This window comes from Mobilitalea sibirica (genome assembly GCF_015999265.1).
Lineage (GTDB): Bacteria > Bacillota > Clostridia > Lachnospirales > Lachnospiraceae > Mobilitalea > Mobilitalea sibirica.
The window spans coordinates 55,506-71,601 of the sequence record NZ_JAEAGR010000002.1; the positions used below are offsets into that span (position 1 = coordinate 55,506).

A 16,096-nucleotide genomic window follows, 5' to 3' on the forward strand; every position below is an offset into this window, starting at 1 on the left:
ATATCTTATTTATAGGATTGTGTTAACAGATGACTTTAAGACCGGAATGGAACAATACATTAATATGTTCATCAGAGTAAATCCGGACAGGCAAAAAATTGCTTGCATTTAAATTCATATTCTGGTAGAATAAATTTGTTTGCAAGGTCAATCGGTTTTTGCTGATTTCAATGTATTGGCTTGCCAATTTTTACCTAAGGAGGTGCTTTTGATGGCTAAATGTGCAATATGTGATAAAGGTGCTCACTTTGGAATCGCTGTGAGTCATTCTCATAGAAGATCTAACAAGATGTGGAAATCCAATGTAAAGTCTGTTAAAGTTAAAGTTAACGGTGCTGCAAGAAAAATGTATGTTTGTACTTCCTGTCTTAGATCCGGTAAAGTAGAACGCGCATAAGGAAAAACGATGGGTGTCAGGGGATCTTGACACCCTCTTTTTTACTTAATATATAAGCTGCGCGAAATTAATTGCAGAATAAATTATAACCAAGCAATAAACATAGTATAATAATACATATCGCTAGAATTCCGTTTGTGATGAAAAGCATGATTGTCATTCCGATTGCAATCCAAAATAGGATAAACCCTATCATTCTCTTCATATTTGTCACTTCCATTCTATATTCATAGTAATATATATTATGCAGGGAATGGGATGGTTATCTCAAATATGAGAAAACTAGAAGGGAAAAGTACGAATTAAATGCGTATTAATTATGTTTATCCCACGCCGGATGGCGTTACTATGGATCATTTCCATAGTAAATAGAGAGTTCTTACCTGTATAACTGGAAGCGAAATAGTAGATAGGAGGGTTAATATGAAAGGACATATGAATACACAAATCGGTGAAATAATGATTGATAACGATGTATTGGCTAAATATGCCGGAGCTTCTGCAATTGAATGCTTTGGTGTAGTGGGTATGGCTTCAATTAATATGAAGGATGGTATCGTAAAGTTACTCCGAAAAGATAATTTAAGCCATGGTGTAAATGTTTCAATTGAAGACAATAAGATAACAATAGACTTGCATATTATCGTTTCCTATGGGGTTAGTATTTCTGCAGTTGCTGATAATCTAATCAGTAATGTTAAATATAATGTTGAAGAATTCACAGGTCTGGAAGTAAAGAAAATTAATATTTTTGTTGAAGGTGTTCGTGTGATTGACTGACCTGGAGAAAGACAACGTTTAAGGAGGAAAAACTAGTGGTAGTTAAAACGATAGATGCAAAAACTCTGAAAAAGATGTTTCTTGCAGGAGCCGCAAGTATAGAAGTGAAAAAAGAATTTATAAATGAATTGAATGTATTTCCGGTGCCGGATGGAGATACCGGTACCAACATGACGCTTACTATCATGTCTGCCGTTAAAGAGGTTAATGCATTAGATGACCCTTCCATAGAGCAATTAGCAAAGGCTATATCAGGAGGTTCTCTGCGTGGAGCCAGAGGTAACTCGGGAGTAATTTTGTCCCAATTGTTCCGTGGTTTTTCAAAAGAGATTATGGGTTATAAGGAATTAAATGTAACGATTATCTCAAACGCATTACAAAAAGCAGTTGAGACAGCCTATCGTGCCGTTATGAAACCGAAGGAAGGTACGATTCTTACAGTTGCCAGAGGTGCAGCGGAAAGAGCGGCTCAATTAGTTACGGAGACAGATGATATTATCTTTTTCTGTCGTGAGGTCATATCTCATATGGAGGTTGTACTTGCGCATACTCCGGAACTGTTGCCTGTACTTAAAGAAGCCGGTGTGGTTGACTCCGGCGGACAGGGCTTATTGGAGATCGTGAAGGGAGCTTATGATGCTTTACTTGGTAAAGAAGTAACTCTGACCAATATCCCCGGTAGAGAAACGCAACGGATTGAAATTAATGTAGAAGGCATTTCAACGGAAGACATTAAGTTTGGATATTGTACTGAGTTTATTATCAATGTGGAAAATGAATATACTGTAGATACAGAGATGGCTTTCAAGTCATATCTGGAAGAAATTGGAGATTCCATTGTTGTCGTATCGGATGATGATATCGTAAAGGTGCATGTACATACGAACGACCCCGGATTAGCAATTCAAAAGGCGTTAACGTATGGATCACTGACTCGAATGAAGATTGATAATATGCGGGAAGAGCATAATGAAAGAGTAATTAAAGAAGCCGAGAAAGCAATGGCGCCAAAACCGGAAGCTTCTAAGGAGAATGCAAAAATTGCGGTAGAAAAGCCCAGAAAGAAAGCCGGTTTTATAGCGGTCTCAATCGGAGAAGGGCTGGGCGAAATATTTACAGGGTTAGGAGTTGACTATCTGATTGAAGGTGGTCAGACAATGAATCCGAGTACGGAGGATATGTTAAATGCAATCAGTGAAGTAAATGCAGATTCGATCTTCATCCTCCCGAATAACAGCAATATTATCTTGGCAGCAGAACAGGCAAAACAGTTAACTGAAGACAAGAATATTATAGTAATACCATCTAAGACAATTCCCCAGGGTATTACAGCAGTGATTAACTTTGTTTATGATAAAAGTCCGGAAGAAAATGCCGAGAGAATGATCCAAGAGATGCTGAGAGTAAAATCCGGCCAGATAACCTATGCAGTAAGAGACACAAGCATTGATGGTAAAGAAATTAAACAAGGTAATATAATGGGAATTGGAGATAAAACTATTCTCTCTGTAGGCCAAGATATTAAGGAAACCACCTTAGAATTAATACAGTGCCTGACAGATGAAGACTCAGAGCTGATCAGTTTATATTATGGCGAAGAGATAAGTGAAGAGGATGCCACAGAGCTTGCTGATGAGCTAATGGAGTTATATCCGGATATGGATGTAGAAGTTCATTACGGAGGTCAGCCGATTTATTACTATGTTTTATCAGTTGAATAAGTTAAGATAGAAAAACATACAAATGATAGGAATGTAAGTGGTTCGGAGATTAATATTGACGAACCACTTTTCATATTCTATGATAACTTTAGCCTTAATTATACCGTAAAGATTGGGGAAAGGATGTGGTAAGTTGAAACAAGATAAATTACCTAAACAGGGGGATATATTTAAGCTTGATGTGGACAAGCCTTGTCAAATTGTTACAAATGCATTGCATTCACAAACAGGTGAGAATATGGTGGTATATCAGGAGCTGTATGGAGACTTTCTTACCTATGTGGAACCTTTGGCATTATTCTTATCAAAGAAGAACAATGCTTCCAAAGATGAATTATGTGCCGATAACAACCACAATGAGACAGATAACAATCTTACAGTGCAAAGTAACTCTTCGATAAAATCAAGTGACAATAAGTCTAACGAGAATAACTCTAATGAGAGTAATACAGATAATACAATAGAAAACGTAGATAATATAAAATCCGTACAGGAAGGGGTGAATACGCTTCTTATGGATTTTTTAGAAGCACCCTCCTATAACAAGAAGCTGGAGATTATTACATCGAATCGAAAGCATATGAGTAACAGATTAATTAATGACATGGCAGTATCTTTAGATTGTACAGTGGAGGATGGTCCATTGGAAAATAGGATTAAGGAATTAATTTATTGCTTACAGGCTATGGCTAGATTTGAGGATAGAAGATTAAGATAATACTTGAATAAGCAATTGGAAGATTATTTAAAAAGCACTATTCGATAATATAATATTATTTTGAATGCTAGAAGGTTATAAAAGTGAAGGACTATTGCATAAGGAATATGCTAAGAGTATGACTTGTTGTTATACAAGGCTTGACGGACTCATTGCTAATTATGTATGCCCTTATCGAACAAAAATGTTAGATGGTGGAAGACATAATCGATAATGAGTCCATCAGCCTTAAGAATTTATTTTCTGAATTTTACCTACTCAAGATTTAATTTATTTCGGAATATATAATTCGTTGCAAAGAAGTATAATACAATTAATATTAAAATTGTGAATATACCGATAGGGAATATAAAATTAGGCAAGGATAAAACATTCGTCACACTTTCTCTAAATATACTGCCTACAATAGCAGCTAGGACGCTTATAATAGTTTGCATTACCATGCTAATTCCTACATAAGCTACAAAGGATCCGAGTAACTTGTGTCCGTTGAATAGATGTCCGATGGCAATAGCAAGGTAAATCATTAAAATATTATGAATTAAACCGAAAATTGCCAAAATAGCAAGCTCGATAAATAACAGAGTGGTTCTTCCCTTAAAAATCACATCTAATTCAGTCAGTCCTAAGCGAATTTGATACCAAATTTCACTGATACTGTCCGGATTTGCAAATACCAATAATAAAGAAGCAAAAACAGCAAGCACACTGCTGACAATCCATATCGCAGCCGTCAATAACTTTGATATAATCAACTGGTGTGATTCTACCGTAAGGGTGAACATCAGATAGCCTTCATCGGAGAGAAGATTTTTATAAAACCGCATAATCATGATTATAAAAGTAACAACAATCACAGCTATAATTGATACAATGTAAGCAAAGATTGAAAACCGGGGTATAATTGCTAAAGCACCGTCAAAAATATCTAAACCTATGATAACACGGTTTATTAAAGATAAAACGAATAAAATCAGATAAAGAGGCAGCAAGAAGCGTGCATTTGCCTTCATTTCATGTTTGAATAATTTATTTAGCATTTGAATACCTCCCTAAACAATGTATCAATTGATTTACCCTCTTTGGTTCGGATGTCATCTACACTGGCATGCAGCATAAGTGAGCCTTCCTTAATAAACACCACTTCATCCAAAACATTTTCAATATCAGCAATAAGATGAGTAGAGATTAATACCGTGGCATTCTCATTATAATTCGATATGATGGTATTCAGAATATAATCTCTGGCAGCCGGGTCTACGCCGCCAATCGGTTCATCCAAGCAGTATAAATCGGCTTTCCGGCTCATGACAAGGATAAGCTGAACTTTTTCTTTCGTTCCTTTGGATAATGTCTTCATTCTCTTTTGTGGATCCAGATGAAGTCTATCCAGCATCTCATATGCTTTCTTTTCATCAAAATCTTCATAGAAATCTTTAAAGAAATCAATGGTTTCGGATACTTTCATCCAATCCGGTAAATATGTCTTCTCCGGTAGGTAGGAAACCACCTTTTTTGTCGCTGTTCCCGGTAGATTTCCGGCAATCTTTAAGGTTCCTGAGGTGGGTACCAACAAACCGTTGATTAATTTGATTAATGTGGTTTTACCACTTCCGTTCGGTCCTAATAAACCGATAATGCGGCCCCGTTCCAAACTTAAATTGATATTATTTAAGGCAGTGAGGCTTGCATATTTTTTTGTTAATGAATTACATTCTAAAATTGCACTCATAATTTACTTAACTCCCATCTGCGTTTTACGCTGTTTTAATCATTGTTAAAATACTTATAAAAGGCTTACTCTGTGTTATTCATGATTTCTTTAATTAAAGCTATAATTTCCTCTGAATTGAAACCCAGCAACTTCATCTTATCTAAGAATTCCATAATTTGATCTTTCGCTGACTGCCCCTTTAGTTTTTTTATCATTACCTCATCAGAGGTTATATACCTTCCGCTAGTACGGTTTGTATAAATCAAACCGGTTCGCTCCAGTTCGGACAAAGCCTTTTGCATGGTGTTGGGATTAACGGTAGCTTCTGCGGCAAGATCTCTGACAGAGGGTAGCTTATCGCCGGGTTTATAATATCCGGAGATGATACCTGCCTGTATTTGTTCAATCAATTGAACATAAACAGGACGGTCTGAATTAAGCTCCCATTGCATTATCAAGACTCCTTTCTGAATTTTTTTGTACTACTGTATTAAGTGGTTAATACAATAATACAATCAATTGTAATTTTTGTCAATAGTAAAAATAAAAAACTTTTGAGATTAGATAATAATGGTTAGTTGCATAAAGAGTATTTTGCTCTTGTACAACTTGTTGTTTTATAAAGTTAAAGCTATTTGTGAAATATAGCAAATTGTCATTTTATTCTTTTTTATTCCCTGAATATGGGTTATAATAAAGAGTATACGATTTATTTAATTGAAATATTTTGTACGTTATTATCTTATTCTGCCAATAGGAATACTTCATAAACGTAAAAATACTGAGAAAGTACAGGTAATAGGAATTTAGATATAAGATACAATAAGTTAAGGAGAATTGATGGAATACAACGATAGAATTAATGCAATCAAGGGAATAGGGGAGAAGACTGAGAAGGCATTCCATCGCCTTGGAATAGAGACAGTTCAGGATTTGTTGGAGCATTATCCAAGAGGATATGAGGTGTTTGAACATCCACGGGTAATTGCCGGATTAGAGGAAGGTGTAACTGCATCCATAGAAGCTTCCATTACCATGACACCTAAGGTGAAGAGGGTAAGAAATCTACAGATAATTAATACCCAAGTTAAGGATGCTTCCGGAAGCATGCATTTGACCTGGTTTAATATGCCCTTTTTACAAAAGTCTCTTCGAATGGGATACCGTTATATTTTCAGGGGAAAGGTAATCCGTAAGAACGGTGTTCTGGTTATGGAACAACCCGGTATTTATCAGAAAGAGACCTATTATAAATTACTGAAGGTTCTGCAGCCGATCTATCCTTTGACGGAAGGAATTACAAACAAACTAATTTCAAAGGCCATGAAAGAGATACATAAGAATTTGGAATTTGCGAAAGATTATATTCCGAAGGCTGTTATAAAAGAAAATGCTCTTATGGACCGAACGAAAGCATTAAAGGAGATACATTTTCCAAAAGATAAGGAAACCATGGCAAGGGCAAGACACCGGCTGGTATTTGATGAGTTTTTTTTATATTCCTTAGCGCTTCGAAGGCTACGGGATAATAAAGTGATAAATAAATCCGATTTTAACCTGAGAGAGCGTGAGGAATGCGAACAACTAATTGAAGGCTTACCGTTTCCTTTAACCAAGGCGCAGATAAGGGTATGGGTGGAGATTAAAAAGGATTTGGCAGGAGAATACGTTATGAATCGATTGATTCAAGGGGATGTAGGCTCGGGAAAAACAATTCTAGCGATTCTTACTCTATTGATGGCAGTAAAAAACGGTTATCAGGCCAGCTTAATGGTTCCGACCGAAGTTCTGGCAAAGCAGCATGAGAAGTCCTTAAGGTCAATGCTTGAGCAGTTTGGAGTATCCATATGTCTTCTTGTAGGTTCCATGACAGCAAAGGAGAAACGGGAGGCTTATGATCGGATTAAAAATCATAAGGCGGATATTATTGTAGGTACCCATGCCTTAATTCAGGAGAAGGTAGAGTATGATAATCTGGCCTTGGTAATTACCGATGAACAGCATCGTTTTGGAGTCAAGCAGAGGGAAGCATTGATGTCCAAGGGGAGTAAGCCCCATGTACTGGTTATGAGTGCAACTCCGATACCCAGGACCCTGGCAATCATTTTATATGGAGATCTTGATATATCAATTGTAGACGAGCTTCCGGCAAAGAGACTCCCGATCAAAAATACAGTAGTTGATACTAATTACAGGACCAGTGCATACCGATTTATTGATAAGCAGGTAGCAGAGGGAAGACAGGCGTATGTTATCTGTCCTATGGTTGAAGAAAGTGAAGCAATCGAAGCGGAAAATGTTATAGAATATACAGAGCGACTTAAAGAAGTATTAGCAGCCCATGTTTCGGTGGAGTACCTTCATGGTAAGATGAAACCGAAGGAAAAGAATGAAGTGATGGAGCGTTTTGCTAAAGGGGATATCCATGTTCTGGTGTCCACAACCGTAGTGGAGGTTGGGGTGAATGTTCCCAACGCAACCGTTATGATGGTGGAAAATGCGGAACGTTTTGGATTGGCTCAGCTTCATCAGTTGCGTGGTCGTGTGGGTCGTGGTGAGCATCAGTCTTATTGCATCTTTGTTTGCGGCAGTAACAGCAGAGAGGCAAGGGAGCGTCTGGAGATATTAAATAAATCCAACGACGGCTTTTTCATAGCGGGAGAAGACCTAAAGCTTCGTGGACCCGGAGATATGTTTGGCATTAGACAGAGTGGGGCAATGGAATTTAAGATGGGTGATGTATTTAATGATGCGAAGGTTTTGAAGCAAGCCAGTGATGCTGTAAAGAACTTAAAGAATATGGAAGTGAATGCTATCTTTGAGGCAAATCCACAGCTTGAAGATAAGATATTAAACCGGAATACCGGTACTCTGTAACACGAAATGAATTGACTTTTTTGGTACAAGTGCACTATAAAATGAATAATGACCTATTAATTAATCAGACAAGGCTATTATTTAAATGACGTATAAAGATTAGGATGACTTAGTGTCAGATATATATTATAAGCTTTTTATTTGCCAATATTTATAGTATAATCAATGCAAAAGCCTATGTGAATAAAAGAGGTGTCTATGGCGACGAATGAGAATGCAATAACACATGACAGAACGGCTACATCGAAATTATCTGTGGTTATCCCTGTTTATCAGGAAGGTAGCCATATTCGCAGTTCAATTGGAGTGATTGAGGCTGTATTAACCGATAATAAAATCTTATATGAGTTTATTCTGGTAGATGACGGTTCTAGAGATAATACCTGGCAGGAGCTGAAGATCCTTGCACAAACGAACAAAAACATAACCGCCATTCGTTTAAGTAGAAATTTTGGTAAAGAGTCTGCACTTTGCGCAGGGCTTGAATATGCAGACGGAGATATGATTTTAGTTATGGATTCTGATTTACAGCATCCTCCCTCCTTAATTCCCGAGATGGTTACTGCCTGGAGAGAGGAAGGATATGATGTAATTGAAGGAATTAAAAATACAAGAGGTCGGGAAAATCCTATCTATAAGGCTTGTGCGAAGTTCTTCTATTATATCATATATAAAACGTCAGATATTGATCTTGGACAGGCGTCTGACTATAAATTAATGGACCGCAAGGTAGTAGAAGCATGGAAGGAGATGCAGGAACGGGCGATTTTCTTTCGTGGAATGTCAGCCTGGCTTGGATTTGAACGAAAACAAATCGGTTTTGACGTAGCAAAACGGGTAAACGGCTCTACAAAATGGTCCTTATTTCGTTTGGTACGTCTGGCTGCCAATGCCATAACCTCCTATACTTCAGTTCCCTTACATTGTATTACGGTTCTTGGAATCCTTATGTTTATCGGAACCATTGTATTGGGAGTACAAACCCTTATTATGAAATTTTCAGGAAGGGCAATGGATGGATTTACAACGGTTATTTTGTTGCAGCTTTTAATCGGAAGTTCAATTATGATCAGCCTAGGTATGATTGGAATTTATCTTACAAAAATATATAAAGAAGTAAAAGCAAGACCCAGATATTTAATATCAAAATGCATTAAGGGCGGTGATAAGAAATGTTAGGACTTTTATATCTTCTCCTATGCTTTACTACAGGATGGGTAATCTGTTCCTTTGCATTCCCGGGACTGATCGATATAACTAAGATTTCCTATGATAAAAGAAAGATATCCTTTAGTCCTTATCTTTTGGTTTTACCGATTTGGTTTATCATTGGTGTATTGGCATTAACCTGGCCCGTATATCTAATTGCTACATTATTCTCAGGTTCACAAGTTGCGTTGGCCTTTGCTAATGCAATAGTTATGCCGATGGCTTTGGCAGGGTCTGTTTTAGTTTTATATAGAAGGCATTTTAAGCAAAAACAACTGCCTACACCCTTTTTTTGTGAAGACAGTAAAATCATTCGTTTGGAGGTCTTTTTGGTTGCTGGGGTTACCCTGCTGGCAGGTACACTGATGTGGATGACCTTTTACGTGGCAGGAAGTAACTTATATGTGGGTGTATCGGTATTTAGCGACTTCTCACCGCACATAGGAATGATCCGATCCTTCTCCTATGGTAATAATTTTCCTACGGCATATTCCCACTTTGCCGGAGAGGATATTAAATATCATTTTATGTTTCAGTTCTTGGTAGGTAATCTGGAGTTTTTAGGTTTACGCCTTGATTATGCCTTTAATATTCCGAGTATTTTAAGCTTTGTTAGTGCATTCTTATTGTTATATCTGTTAGCTGTTAAAATATCCGGAAAACCGACAATTGGAGTGCTTTCCTGTTTGTTTTTTGCATTCCGAAGCTCCAAATCGCTTTTTACTTATTTGGCAGATATGCCCAAAGGATCGAATATAATTCGTGAGCTATCTGAAAATACATCCTTTATTGGCGATACACCCAATGAAAACTGGGGCTTATGGAACTTAAATGTCTATGCAAACCAAAGACATCTGGCCTTTGGTCTTGCAGTGATTTTTTTCGTGATTATAATGTTTTTACCGCATTTGTATGCAATGTATGAGGAATTAAGGAGGAAAAGCTTTGAGTATTCCATCCGCAGTATAAATAAGGGCATAACAACGAAAGGCTTAGCTAGAATTTTAGAGTATCCTTTGGTATATTATCTGAAAGCTTTATTTTTTACAAAAGAGGCATGGTTGGTTAAGGATTATAAATTGTCAGTTGCATCCGGCATCTTGCTTGGAAGCTTATCCTTTTTTCATGGGGCAGCAGTAATCGGTTGTTTATTAATCTTATTCGTGACAGCTATTCTATCCAAAAGAAGACTGGAGCTATTGATTACCGCTGTTATTGCTGTGGTATTAACGGTCTTACAAACCCGGTTTTTTATTGAGGGTTCAGCGGTTAAACCGGAATATTACTTTGGATTTATCGCAGATAATAAGACGGTTTTCGGGGTTTTATCTTACCTGGATAAGCTACTCGGAATTCTTCCATGGGTGTTAATTGTAGCCTTTTGCTTTGAGAAATGGATACGTAGATATCTTATATTGGCATTTATGATACCTTTGATTTTTTCCTTTACCGTATCTCTAACTGTTGATGTAACGGTAAATCATAAGTATATTATGATGAGCTGTATCTTATTAGGTATTATTGCGGCTACATTCATTGGACGATTATTCGAGAAAAAGGATGTTCTTTTGAAAGCTTTGGGTATTTTATTAATAATCGCACTTACAGCTACGGGGCTTTATGATTACTCTACGGTAATTCGTAAGAATAGGTTGGAAAACCCTATCATACTGGATATGAATTCTCCACTGACTGAGTGGGTAATAGAAAAGAGTGATGCCAAAGATATATTCTTAACCTCTAATTATTCAATAAACCAGTTTGTACTGGGGGGAGCTATGCTTTATCAGGGTCACCAATATTACGCCTGGTCCGCAGGTTACGATACCAATTATCGTGATATTATGGTACGAAGAATGTATGAGGCTGATACACCACAGCAGCTGGAGGAATTGGTCAAAAAAAATAACATTCGTTTTATTGTAATTGATCGGGATAACAGGGAAAGCCTCGAGTATAGCTTGAATGAAAAAAACATCCGTAATACGTATCAAACTGTATATGAAGAAGGAGACGGAGAATGGAAAATATCCATTTTTGATACGAAGCTACCTGTATCTTAGTTGGTTTAAAATAATTGATAAGAGTATTTTTTATAAACGTCATATAGAATAGACCACTTGAAACGGTATTTAAGCATATATGTTGACTGTAAAGCTAAGAGTTCTAGGCAGGATGAAGATGAAGTAAGAGTTTACATAATGTTTTCAATACATTATTAACTAATATAAGAAAAGAGTCATTGTGTAAAGTATGAATGCACTTATAAAGTAATGTAACGAAAAACTTTAACTCGCAGTGACTGTGCAATGGATTTAATCATATAAAGAAGAGGAGAAGGCGAATGAATTATAAATATGTTGTAGTCGGTGCCGGACTTGCAGGCTTAACAATGGCAGAAAGAATAGCGAATGTATTGGATGAAAAGGTACTGGTAATTGAAAAGAGGAATCATATCGGAGGTAATATTTATGATTCCTATAATGAGGATGGTATCTTAATTCATAACTATGGACCTCATATATTCCATACCAATGACCGTGAAGTTTATCAATATCTTTCTAATTATACAAAATGGAACGATTATTGGCATAGGGTTCTTACCTATGTGGACGGTAACCTGATTCCCATGCCGATAACCGTAGAAACGATTAATAAATTGTATAACTTGAATTTAAGTTGCTTTGAGGTAGAGGATTTTTTGAAAAAACAGGCTATAGAGATAGCAGATATTAAAACCAGCAAAGATGTTGCCCTTAGTAAAGTAGGACTAGATATTTATGAGAAGATTTTTGAGACCTATACGATGAAACAATGGGGAATTGATCCAGAGGAACTGGATACTTCAGTTATTTCAAGAATTCCAATCCGTCTAAATCGAGACACCCGTTATTTTAATGATAAATATCAGGGACTGCCAACCCATGGTTATACCAAGTTATGTGAGAAAATGATTGCGAATAAAAATATCAAGATTTTATTAAATACGGACTATAAGGAAATCATTGATGATATTAAGTATGAGACCTTAATCTATACCGGTCCTACGGATTATTTTTATAATTATAAATACGGAAAGCTTGCTTATCGTACTCTTAACTTCGTATTTGAAACCTACGATAAGGAAGAGTTTCAGGAAGCTCCTGTTGTAAATTATCCGAATGATTTTGATTATACCAGAATTACGGAATTTAAGAAGCTGTCCTGGCAGGATCATAAAAAGACAACAATATGCAAAGAATTTCCAGGCTCTGAAGGTGAACCCTATTATCCGTTCCCGACAAAAGAAAATAAAGCCCAGTTTGCTCTTTATGAAGAGGATATGAAGAAAGAAGAAAATATCATATTCATTGGGCGTTTATCAGAATACCGTTATTATAATATGGATGCTGTTGTTAGAAGAGCTCTTGATACCTTTGAAGAAAGAATAAACAATAAATAAGTTCAAATGAATTTTAAAAAAGCATGATTTGAGAAATATAATATAATGAAGGAAAGAACAATTAAGAGAGAAAAGCTTGAGATAAGGACAAAGGAGTCGGATAGGGAATGGATAAATTATATATTGTAATTCCTGCTTACAATGAAGAGGAAAATATAAAAGCAGTCATTGATGATTGGTATCCCATTGTCGAGAAAATCGGCAATGGAAGTAAACTGGTCATTATTGATGACGGAAGTAAGGATTCTACTTACGAAATAATGAAACAATATGCAGAGAAGCTGGAGGCTTTTGAACCGGTTACAAAGCCGAATGGGGGACATGGTGCCACGATTTTATATGGATATCATTATGCCATAGCGGCAGGAGCAGATTATATCTTTCAGACTGATTCTGATGGACAAACATTACCGGATGAATTCTGGCCCTTCTGGGAACAAAGAAATGCATATGACATGGTGATCGGTCACAGAAAAGGTCGTCAGGATGGTCTTTCAAGAGTTTTTGTAACGAAGACATTGAAAATGGTATTGCGCCTTAGTTTTCATGTTAATGTTACCGATGCGAATACGCCATTTCGGTTAATGAAGGTGAATACATTGAAGGAACAGATTAAATTAATTCCGAAGGATTATAATTTATCAAATGTTATTATCTCAGTTATCTATGCCAAGAAGAAGCTGTCGGTGAAATACCTTCCGGTAACGTTTCGTCCAAGGCAGGGAGGAGTCAATTCCATCAATATGAAAAAGATCATAAAGATTGGAAAACAGGCTTATAAAGATTTTAGGAAGATAAACCAGTATATAAAATAATATTTAGTTAAAGTGGGGAGACTTATGATTAAGAAATTTGTATACACTGTCATAGCGGTTATCCTGTTTGTTATGGGGAAGGATTTACTAGCTGCAGATTTTACTGCGTTTCTGCAATGGTGGTTCGTTATATTAGGTCTGGGGATTATCTTTCTTCCTCTGACTAACCTTATCTTTCAAACTTTTAGAGATAAAGGATATCTTTTCTCTAAAACAATTGGAATTGCTGTAACCGGATATATCATGTGGTTGTTGGCGTCCCTGCGTTTGTTAAAGTTCACAACAGTTTCCTGTATCCTTGCTGTAGGTATCGGTTTGTTGCTTAATCTTTTACTGATTCTATATTATAGTAAGCTCTCCAAGAACAGGAATGATGTTAATCGACAATCGTTATTTGGATTTTGTAATATGAAAGTAATGGATGAATATATCAAGGAGGAATTGCTGTTTTTTGCTCTTTTCCTTTTCTTTACCTATATTCGAGGCTTTAAGCCGGAAGCTTATGGTACGGAAAAATTCATGGATTACGGATTTATGACAACTATGATGCGAAGTGATTATATGCCTCCGCAAGATTTCTGGTTTTCCGGTACTCCTTTAAATTATTACTATGTTGGGCAGTTTCTGGCCACCTTTTTAACTAGAGTATCCTTTGTTGAAGTATCTCAAGGATATAATCTTATGCTTATGATGATTGGTGCTTTCGCCTTTGTCCTTCCCTTTTCCATCGTATATAATCTTATTCTTAAGTATTATCAGGGACAAAAAAGAGAAAGTCGGTTTGTTCCTCAGGCCTCAGGGTTACTTGCCGGATTAGGAGTCTGCATTGCCGGTAACATGCATTATCCGGTGTATAAGTGGTTTATCCCTGCTGTGCAATGGTTTTTGCATAGGGAGGTCAACGATTATTACTGGTTTCCCAATGCGACAAGATATATTGGATATAACCCTGAAACGAGTGATAAAACAATTCACGAATTTCCTGCTTATTCTTTTGTATTAGGGGATTTGCATGCTCATGTAATTAATATTTTGTTTGTACTAACGGTATTAGGAATTTTACTGGCCTGGTTAAATACCAGAGAGGCAGTGAAAGATAAGGAGACAATTGTACTTAAGGAAGTAGCACTAAAGAAGGTAGTGCTGAAAGAAATATTACATCCAGCTATCATAATGATCGGCTTTTTCATTGGGCTGTTTCATACTACAAACTTTTGGGATTTTCCGATCTATTATGTTGTTTCCGGAGCAGTTATTCTATTTTCTAATATGGTTGTATATAATTTTAAAGGAAAAGCTTTTTTGGTAACGGCTATGCAGGGTGTCTTCGTGTTAGGCATGGGGCTATTAATAGCTCTTCCGTTTACCATAAATTTCAAACAGATAACCACCGGCATCAATTTGGCAGATGCGCATACACCTCTTTATCAGCTTTTAGTACTCTGGGGATTGCCAATTATTACAGTATTAGCTTTCCTTATCTTTCTTATTACAAACTCTGCAAAGAAAAGACAGATAAGTAATAAGAACAATAGAAAAGCAAAAGCAAAAAGTAAATCAAAACATAGTAAGGATGAGGCGGCATTTGTGCAATTTATGAAGGAACTGTCAGATCCTGATCTGTATATTATAACCATAGGATTATGTGCTATCGGCTTAGTTTTATTGCCTGAAATTATGTATGTGGAAGATATCTATTCAGGTGATTACCGCAGGGCGAATACGATGTTTAAGCTGACTTACCAGGCATTTATCATGTTTGGGATATGCTTCGGATACATTTTGCCGCGGCTGTTACGTTTTGGCAGGACGAACAGACAAAAACTCATGGCAGGAATCAGTCTTGTTTTGGTTATAATGTCATTCTTTTATGTGGGTAATGCAGTAAAGGCATGGTATGGCAATATCTTTGATAAAAAGGGCTATGAGGGAATTGATGCAGCTGCCTTTATGAAGAAGGAAATGCCTGAGGATTATTATGCAACCAACTGGCTAAATCAGAACGTATCAGGAACTCCGGTGGTGCTGGAAGCCAACGGGGATAGCTACACGGATTACCAGAGAGTGTCTGTGATCACCGGGCTGCCTACGGTACTTGGATGGTATACCCATGAGAGGTTATGGAAATCTGAACCGGGTAGAACGGATCGAGACGTTACGGATATTTTAAATGAAAGGGCAGGATATATTCAAACGATATATACTTCGGATAATGAAGAAGAAGTTAAGGCTCTCATTCAAAAATTTAATATATCTTATATTTATGTCGGTAAATTAGAGCAGGATAAATATGAAGCAGTAAACCATGGCTTATTAAAGAAATTAGGTCAGATTGTTTATGAGGATAATGATTCAAAGGACAAATATTATGAGACTTACATTATAAAGATCGCATATTGACGATTAATAAGATGACTAAGCTA

The 16,096-nt window shown here is 36.7% G+C and carries 13 protein-coding genes; 10 read left to right on the plus strand and 3 right to left on the minus strand.

Features of this window, described 5'->3' with window-relative positions; all coding sequences use genetic code 11:
* Nucleotides 1–211 precede the first annotated feature (211 nt).
* The 4 genes from rpmB to I5677_RS02150 all read left to right on the plus strand — a co-directional run bounded on the left by rpmB (nt 212) and on the right by I5677_RS02150 (nt 3,616).
* Nucleotides 212–397 carry a 50S ribosomal protein L28 gene (rpmB, locus tag I5677_RS02135; RefSeq protein ID WP_197659927.1) on the plus strand — a complete coding sequence of 62 codons (186 nt, stop codon included), beginning with the start codon at nt 212–214 and terminating at the stop codon, nt 395–397.
* Nucleotides 398–820: 423 nt separating this feature from the next.
* Nucleotides 821–1,177: an Asp23/Gls24 family envelope stress response protein gene (locus I5677_RS02140; protein WP_197659928.1), complete on the plus strand. Its 357-nt coding sequence runs from the start codon at nt 821–823 to the stop codon at nt 1,175–1,177.
* Between the two features lie 35 nt (nt 1,178–1,212).
* Nucleotides 1,213–2,898 (plus strand): DAK2 domain-containing protein, encoded by a 1,686-nt coding sequence (locus tag I5677_RS02145; RefSeq protein ID WP_197659929.1) that lies wholly within the window; start codon nt 1,213–1,215, stop codon nt 2,896–2,898.
* A gap of 133 nt (nt 2,899–3,031) precedes the next feature.
* Nucleotides 3,032–3,616, plus strand: coding sequence for a DUF1653 domain-containing protein (locus I5677_RS02150; RefSeq protein ID WP_197659930.1), 585 nt, complete (start codon nt 3,032–3,034; stop codon nt 3,614–3,616).
* A gap of 254 nt (nt 3,617–3,870) precedes the next feature.
* Here the strand turns inward: I5677_RS02150 and I5677_RS02155 are convergent, their stop codons facing one another.
* From I5677_RS02155 to I5677_RS02165, 3 genes are all read right to left on the minus strand, one after another.
* On the minus strand, nt 3,871–4,656 hold the full coding sequence (locus I5677_RS02155) for an ABC transporter permease (RefSeq protein ID WP_197659931.1): 786 nt from the start codon (nt 4,654–4,656) through the stop codon (nt 3,871–3,873).
* Nucleotides 4,650–5,348, minus strand: a complete 699-nt coding sequence (locus tag I5677_RS02160; RefSeq protein WP_197659932.1) for an ABC transporter ATP-binding protein — start codon at nt 5,346–5,348, stop codon at nt 4,650–4,652. Before I5677_RS02160 ends, I5677_RS02155 begins: the two co-directional genes overlap by 7 nt.
* A 65-nt stretch (nt 5,349–5,413) precedes the next feature.
* On the minus strand, nt 5,414–5,782 hold the full coding sequence (locus tag I5677_RS02165; RefSeq protein WP_197659933.1) for a GntR family transcriptional regulator: 369 nt from the start codon (nt 5,780–5,782) through the stop codon (nt 5,414–5,416).
* A 388-nt stretch (nt 5,783–6,170) separates the two neighbouring features.
* On the opposite strand from I5677_RS02165, the gene recG reads away from it, so the two are divergent.
* The 6 genes from recG to I5677_RS02195 all read left to right on the plus strand — a co-directional run bounded on the left by recG (nt 6,171) and on the right by I5677_RS02195 (nt 16,073).
* Nucleotides 6,171–8,207, plus strand: a complete 2,037-nt coding sequence (recG, locus tag I5677_RS02170) for an ATP-dependent DNA helicase RecG (RefSeq protein WP_197659934.1) — start codon at nt 6,171–6,173, stop codon at nt 8,205–8,207.
* Nucleotides 8,208–8,405: 198 nt separating this feature from the next.
* Nucleotides 8,406–9,386, plus strand: a complete 981-nt coding sequence (locus I5677_RS02175) for a glycosyltransferase family 2 protein (RefSeq protein ID WP_197659935.1) — start codon at nt 8,406–8,408, stop codon at nt 9,384–9,386.
* Nucleotides 9,380–11,479, plus strand: coding sequence for a hypothetical protein (locus I5677_RS02180; RefSeq protein ID WP_197659936.1), 2,100 nt, complete (start codon nt 9,380–9,382; stop codon nt 11,477–11,479). The genes I5677_RS02175 and I5677_RS02180 overlap by 7 nt, the downstream gene beginning before the upstream one ends.
* A 281-nt stretch (nt 11,480–11,760) precedes the next feature.
* Entirely contained in the window at nt 11,761–12,858 is a 1,098-nt protein-coding gene (gene glf, locus I5677_RS02185) for a UDP-galactopyranose mutase (protein ID WP_197659937.1), read from the plus strand.
* A 107-nt stretch (nt 12,859–12,965) separates the two neighbouring features.
* Nucleotides 12,966–13,673: a glycosyltransferase family 2 protein gene (locus I5677_RS02190; protein WP_197659938.1), complete on the plus strand. Its 708-nt coding sequence runs from the start codon at nt 12,966–12,968 to the stop codon at nt 13,671–13,673.
* A 24-nt stretch (nt 13,674–13,697) separates the two neighbouring features.
* Nucleotides 13,698–16,073 (plus strand): DUF2298 domain-containing protein, encoded by a 2,376-nt coding sequence (locus tag I5677_RS02195; protein WP_197659939.1) that lies wholly within the window; start codon nt 13,698–13,700, stop codon nt 16,071–16,073.
* Nucleotides 16,074–16,096: the final 23 nt, after the last annotated feature.

Coding starts and splice junctions, on each gene's coding strand:
- rpmB (WP_197659927.1), top strand. CDS start 212: ATGGCTAAATGTGCAATATGTGATAAAGGTGCTCACTTTGGAATCGCT.
- I5677_RS02140 (WP_197659928.1), top strand. CDS start 821: ATGAAAGGACATATGAATACACAAATCGGTGAAATAATGATTGATAAC.
- I5677_RS02155 (WP_197659931.1), bottom strand. CDS start 4,656: ATGCTAAATAAATTATTCAAACATGAAATGAAGGCAAATGCACGCTTC.
- I5677_RS02160 (WP_197659932.1), bottom strand. CDS start 5,348: ATGAGTGCAATTTTAGAATGTAATTCATTAACAAAAAAATATGCAAGC.
- I5677_RS02165 (WP_197659933.1), bottom strand. CDS start 5,782: ATGCAATGGGAGCTTAATTCAGACCGTCCTGTTTATGTTCAATTGATT.
- recG (WP_197659934.1), top strand. CDS start 6,171: ATGGAATACAACGATAGAATTAATGCAATCAAGGGAATAGGGGAGAAG.
- I5677_RS02175 (WP_197659935.1), top strand. CDS start 8,406: ATGGCGACGAATGAGAATGCAATAACACATGACAGAACGGCTACATCG.
- I5677_RS02180 (WP_197659936.1), top strand. CDS start 9,380: ATGTTAGGACTTTTATATCTTCTCCTATGCTTTACTACAGGATGGGTA.
- glf (WP_197659937.1), top strand. CDS start 11,761: ATGAATTATAAATATGTTGTAGTCGGTGCCGGACTTGCAGGCTTAACA.
- I5677_RS02190 (WP_197659938.1), top strand. CDS start 12,966: ATGGATAAATTATATATTGTAATTCCTGCTTACAATGAAGAGGAAAAT.
- I5677_RS02195 (WP_197659939.1), top strand. CDS start 13,698: ATGATTAAGAAATTTGTATACACTGTCATAGCGGTTATCCTGTTTGTT.